Origin of the sequence: Nostoc sp. ChiSLP03a (assembly GCF_034531215.2) — a bacterium.
In the GTDB taxonomy this organism is placed as follows: Bacteria; Cyanobacteriota; Cyanobacteriia; order Cyanobacteriales; family Nostocaceae; genus Nostoc.
Map to the genome: position 1 here is coordinate 1 of NZ_JAVRBQ020000119.1, position 5,971 is coordinate 5,971.

Consider the following 5,971-nt stretch of genomic DNA (forward strand, 5'->3'; position numbering starts at 1 on the left):
CCTTCAATAGGTCATCAGTGATAGCATAAATTGTAATTATTTCGTTTAACATTACCCCTCCTAATTTTTCCTCTGGAGGGGATTTTATTGCTTATGCAATGCCACCTGAACACCTGCAAGCATAACTAGCAACTTGGGTTACTTAGCAATTGATAAAATTGTAAATTTAGCCTGACAAAACATCAGAGGATTTACATCCGTGACACTCAAAGAGTTAGAACAACAACTTCTTGCCCTCAGTCCTGATGAAAAATTACAGGCTATACAGTTACTTGCTCAAAGTCTCGGCAACAATTGGCAAGGAATTGAAAAAACTCCTAGAGTTAGTGGTGGAGAGGCTCGCATTGCTAAAACTCGTATTCCTGTTTGGGTACTTGTGGAAGCTCGCGGTCTTGGATATAGTGATGCTGACCTTTTGACGAGTTATCCAACTATTACAGCTACAGATTTAGCTAATGCTTGGGTATATGCACAAGCTCATCCCGATGAAATCGAATTGGCAATTGAGCGTAATGAGGTAGCCTAATCAATGGCGCGGTTTTACGCAGATGAGCAGTTTCCCTTTCCAGTTGTGGAATTATTACGCGATTTGGAGCATGATGTTTCGACAGTTCAAGAAGCAGAAAATGCAGACCAAGGTATACCTGATGAGGAAGTGCTAGCATTTGCCATAAGTCAAGAACGCTCAATATTAACTATCAACAGAGTTGATTTTATCCGTTTGCATCGTCGTGATTCTAACCACTTCGGTATTTTTGTTTGCACGAATAATCGTAATTGGCAACAATTTGCAGCACGGATAGATGAGGCTGTGGCAAAAGAAGAACCTTTGCAAGGAAAACTAATTCGTGTGATACGTCCAGTAACTTAACAAGGTTTTGATGATACGCACAAATGCTAGAGTCATCAGGTATATGTTGCAACAATTTTTATAACAGTAGGTTCCTTCTCTGGTATATGTGTATTTAAAAACATTTTTAATTATTGCCCAGAGAGTTAGACTGTTTTATTTATACACAAAAAAGCGCTTGAGAATTTTGCTTACTCAAGCGCTTTTCCGTAAAAGCTTATACCAACTCACTCGTTTGATGCAACATTTGAAATCTGCAACACTCCCTCAGTAGGGAGTATTACGGGGATAACTTGTGACAAACATGTGGTGAAATGGTATCACTCCTTGCACTAACTAAGAATATCTCTTTTGTAAGAATACCGGGGATCTAGTGAGTGACACTTTATGAACTGAACACTAGTTATAAACGACTCACCGTGAATAGTAATTAAGGAGACTAAGCACGATTGTAGCAATTTTGTAAGTATAGTATAAAAACTTATAGTTTATTACTACCCGTCGCCGACATTGCTTACTACTAAGTACAGTATCAAAAAGTGCAGCAATTAGTAGCATAGATATCCAACTTCTGCGTCAAATTAGTCGCTATCAAATAACCTAGAAAAGGCTTGGATATTGGTATCAAAGCGATTTTGACTCAAATAAATCATAAACGAAGGTATTGTTTAGAGAATGGCAACCCAAGAACAAATCTTTGACCCAAATAGATTGAAAAGTTTGGGTTGGGTATCTTTTATCTCTTAGCAAACGGTAACATCCAAGTCTTCTGTATAGTGTAGGGAGTTACTTCTTTCCTGGAAAAAACACAACTTTTTCAGCGACAATTACCGCGATGTTCAAAACGATTTCGTGTTTTTCTATAAAAATAACTGAGGTGGATTATGGGTAGATTTTAAGAATTTATCGTACCTATGACTCATCTAGATAGATGTTTCATCCTTGGCTAAAATAGCCGTTCGCCTACGAGCAGACACCTTAACCTGGCGTCTAGGTGTGTGGTAAGATTGCCTGGAACAGAGGTTTTATCTGAGTTGGAGTCTGGTATAAATTGCAAAGGTCAAGCTGACCGATCGTTAACTCCCACAATACTTTTCCTATAAATTTGGAAAATATACAACAATGCTGGTGACAATCTGAGTGGAATTTGTAGATGAATATCTAGGATTTGCTATCAGACTTAACCGACTTCCCACAATTTTGACTTTTATTTGACTTTTAGGATAGAAACATGAACGATAAGCTGATGCTGATGATTCCAGGCCCTACACCGGTGCCAGAAGCTGCCTTACTGGCATTAGCCAAGCATCCGATTGGGCACCGTACTAGTGAATTTAGCAATATATTGGCAGAGGTGACAGAAAACCTGAAGTGGCTGCACCAAACTCAAAGTGATGTGTTGATGCTGAATGTCAGTGGTACGGGTGCTGTAGAAGCGGGAATAATTAATTTTCTTTCTCCAGGCGATCGCATTTTAGTTGGCTCTAATGGTAAATTTGGCGAACGCTGGGTAGAAGTTGGTCAAGCCTACGGTTTGAATGTAGAAGAAGTTAAGGTGGAATGGGGAAAACCCTTAGACCCCGCAGTATTTGCCGAAAAACTCCAAGCAGATACCCAAAAGCAAATCAAAGCTGTAATCATTACCCACAGCGAAACCTCGACGGGTGTGTTGAATGACCTAGAAACAATCAACCGCCACGTTAAAGAACACGGTGAAGCTTTAATTATCGTTGATGCCGTCACTAGCTTGGGTGCATTCAATCTACCTGTCGATGCTTGGGGTTTGGATATCGTCGCTTCCGGTTCCCAAAAAGGTTATATGATTCCGCCGGGATTGGGTTTTGTCTCTGTCAGTCCCAAGGCTTGGGAAGCTTACAAAACTGCGAAGCTACCGAAATATTATTTGGACTTAGGCAAATATCGCAAAGCCACAGCCAAAAATACAACTCCATTTACTCCGCCTGTGAACTTGATCGTAGCGTTACACACCACGTTGCGAATTATGAAAGAGGAAGGCTTAGAATCAATCTTTGCTCGACATGAACGGCTGAAAAATGCGACTCGCGCCGCCATAAAAGGGTTAAATTTACCCTTGCTTGCAGCAGATAATTCTGCTAGTCCGGCGATTACGGCTGTAGCACCACAAGGAATTGAACCGGATAAAATTCGGTCATTGATGAAAAAACGCTTTGATATTGCCCTCGCTGGTGGTCAAGATCATTTGAGCAATAAAATTTTCCGTATTGGTCACTTGGGTTTTGTTAGCGATCGCGATATCCTTAGCTGTATAGCATCCTTAGAAGTTACCCTCACAGAACTTGGCTACGAAGATTTCACTCCTGGTTCTGGTATAGCAGCAGCAGTTAAAGTGTTTAGTTAGTCCTGAGTAATAAATCAAAAGAGCGAGTTAAATTATAACTCGCTCTTTGATTTATATAGGTAGAAACTGTCAGTCAAGAAAGATATATATCAATCTTTGCATCAAGTAGAGTTGATGTGACATACCTCAATCCTCCTAAATGACACCAAGTTGCCCTAGATAGTATTATTTACTTTGAAGAAAGTCGTACTGTATCTTTGACACCAAACAAAACTAACTTTGGCAACTTAGTATCATCCAAAATTGGTATAAATAGTATTGTTTGAGATTATGCTAATATGCATTTGGTAGAAACTTTTAAGCCAAAGTCTAAAAACTACAAGCCAATATTGGTATAACCTAGGCCGTCTCCAGCCAATCATAAATTTTTTCTAATTGCTCTAGAGTAATCAAACCATATTGCCAAAGAATCATTGCCAAAGGGCCTGGGTCTTGCTCCCGATGCCGAAGTGCCACCGCTAATGATGCTGTGGAAATTGCCAAATCTTCTTGCAAAAAATGAATCAGTCGAGAATATTTTGATGGTGACATTTGTATCTCACCTCCTTGTGCAGAATGTATTGTCATATATCAGTTCACCATTACTCAGTAGACAGTAACCAGTATTTCATCTGTGACTGTGCCTTTTTCGGCCATACACCCCAGCACAGTTTTTGTTAATCCGCCTTCAACAGAGGCTTCTTATAGATGGTCTGAGAAATAAAAATTCTCATACAAATCTATTGCTAGCTTATTAAGCAGTATTTTTACTTAATTAAATTGACTTCATCTTATTTACCTTTGTGTTTTATTTAATTACACAGGTAGTAATAAAGATTCCATAGCCTATACTCTCTTATTGGCGACTATTTACACTTACGCCCAAGGGAATATTTTTGAGACTAAACCTGAAATCGCAGTTTTCAGGTTTGAGACAGTAGAATTTTACATTATTACCACAGTTTTTAAATAGTAGCGTTACAAGTGCTGTTTGACCACATACAGTGACATTTTTTACAAAAAAAACATATATTTCAACCGTATAGGCTCTCAACCGAGTAATTACCCAAGTTTTTATCCCCGCAAAGCACCAGGGTTTCAAAACTCTATTTTGAGAATATCGCCCACTTTCAACTTCAATTCGGCAGCTCTTCCAGAACGAAGTTCAATCACCTTATCAATTGGTGTATTGGGACCATAGGTAGGACAAGGCTCACTTGCACAAGGGGGTGCAGCAGCCTGAATATATTTAACTACACCTTTATGTAGAAATACCATGTCTAGGGGTACTGGTACATTCTTCATCCAGAAACTGACTGGTTGTGCTGAAGGGAATCCAAACAGCATTCCCCGGTCATCTGGTAAAGCTGGTCGATACATCAATCCCATCGCTTGCTGTTTTGGCGTCTGCGCTACCTCTAATTGAATCGTTGTACCATTCGGCACAATGGCTTTAGCAGAAATTGGTAGTTTTTGACCTAAATTTTCTGGTGCTGGAGTTTTAGAACCAGAGGTGGGGCTAGGAGATTTAGCAGTTGTTGGCACAGAACAACCCATCAGAAAAATACTCAGCACTATTGAGAGCAGACTTAGCCGACGAGTCATATAGCTTTTCGATTTTGTAATTTAGACTTCAATTTTACAGTGTTGTAGGCAGAAAAACCCTTTGGGTGGAAGGCATTAGCATCCAAATTTACATTCCCAATCCGAAACTGAGAATGAGGCAAGGAGATAAGCAAACTCCCGCTATAGTATACTAGGATTCTCTTAAAACGTACCCTACGCCTCGCACTGTTTGAATCAGGCGCTTTTGACCTTCATCTTCGATTTTTAACCGCAAGTAACGGATGTACACTTCAATTACATTTGACTCACCCAGAAAGTCGTAACCCCAAACATTTTCTAGAATTTGTTCGCGGGTTAACACTTCACGGGGATGTTCCATTAAGAATTTTAATAGTTCAAATTCCTTCATTGTCAAGTCAATTGGTCGCCCGTTGTGTATGGCACGGCGAGTTGCTATGTCTAAAATTAAATCCCCAAAGCGTAATTGCTCTGTGGTATCTACATCGGGTTTTAAGTAGAGGCGAATCAACTTCAAAAAGTCTTCTGAGCGGTAAGGTTTGAGGATGTAATCATCCGCTCCAGCTTCTAGACAAGCTACACGATCGTCAACTGTATCCCTTGCCATTAAAATCAATACAGGCGATCGCATACCAGTGCTTCTCATATTTTTGCACAATGAGAGTCCTGATTCTCCTGCTAGCATCCGGTCTAAAACAATTAAAGCAGGTTGGCGATCGCGACAGTGTTGTAAACCACTCGTTGCATCATGAGCCAAAATTGATTCATAACCGGCTTCTTGCAAATCGCAAGAAAGCTGATTTGCAAGGCTCTCATCGGTTTCAATCACCAAAACACAAGGACTTTGAGCAACTGTCATAACAATTTGGGATATTGGATTTGGGATTGTAAAGATATTCCAGAGAAAATCTTTACATCAGTTATAAAGTGCAATTACGAGCTTTTAGTGATGTAGCAATTCTGATTTGACACGCTGCTAAGGATGTTTTAGCACGTTCAGGTGTCAGCTATCGAATTCTCGGATGCAATCTTAATAACTAATACCATTTCTGTATGAAGCTGCGCTAAATTATTCACAAGGGTGTATTTGGTAAAAGTGTAATGGGTCTCAAATTGCAAGTTGAGATTAAACAGAGCCGAGAAGAATTGGAAAAAGCTGTTAAATATGCCGCAGAAGG

At 39.8% G+C, this 5,971-nt stretch carries 7 protein-coding genes; 3 read left to right on the forward strand and 4 right to left on the reverse strand.

All coding sequences use genetic code 11. The annotated features are described in order from the left end of the window. Positions 1-199: 199 nt before the first annotated feature. From RMY32_RS19910 to RMY32_RS19920, 3 genes are all read left to right on the forward strand, one after another. Positions 200-526, forward strand: a complete 327-nt coding sequence (locus RMY32_RS19910; protein WP_322714274.1) for a DUF433 domain-containing protein — start codon at positions 200-202, stop codon at positions 524-526. Between the two features lie 3 nt (positions 527-529). After that, entirely contained in the window at positions 530-871 is a 342-nt protein-coding gene (locus RMY32_RS19915) for a DUF5615 family PIN-like protein (protein ID WP_322714275.1), read from the forward strand. Between the two features lie 1,210 nt (positions 872-2,081). Further along, positions 2,082-3,230, forward strand: coding sequence for an alanine--glyoxylate aminotransferase family protein (locus RMY32_RS19920; RefSeq protein WP_322714276.1), 1,149 nt, complete (start codon positions 2,082-2,084; stop codon positions 3,228-3,230). A 339-nt stretch (positions 3,231-3,569) separates the two neighbouring features. Here the strand turns inward: RMY32_RS19920 and RMY32_RS19925 are convergent, their stop codons facing one another. The 4 genes from RMY32_RS19925 to RMY32_RS19940 form a co-directional block, all read right to left on the reverse strand. Continuing rightward, complete coding sequence (locus tag RMY32_RS19925) at positions 3,570-3,797, reverse strand: DUF2949 domain-containing protein (protein ID WP_190633019.1); 228 nt, start codon at positions 3,795-3,797, stop codon at positions 3,570-3,572. A 510-nt stretch (positions 3,798-4,307) separates the two neighbouring features. Beyond that, entirely contained in the window at positions 4,308-4,814 is a 507-nt protein-coding gene (locus RMY32_RS19930) for a DUF192 domain-containing protein (protein WP_322714277.1), read from the reverse strand. 151 nt (positions 4,815-4,965) lie between these two features. Next, positions 4,966-5,652: a response regulator transcription factor NblR gene (gene nblR, locus RMY32_RS19935; protein ID WP_099103317.1), complete on the reverse strand. Its 687-nt coding sequence runs from the start codon at positions 5,650-5,652 to the stop codon at positions 4,966-4,968. Between the two features lie 137 nt (positions 5,653-5,789). Next, a partial coding sequence (locus RMY32_RS19940) for a hypothetical protein (RefSeq protein WP_322714278.1) occupies positions 5,790-5,971 on the reverse strand: 182 nt, incomplete at its 5' end.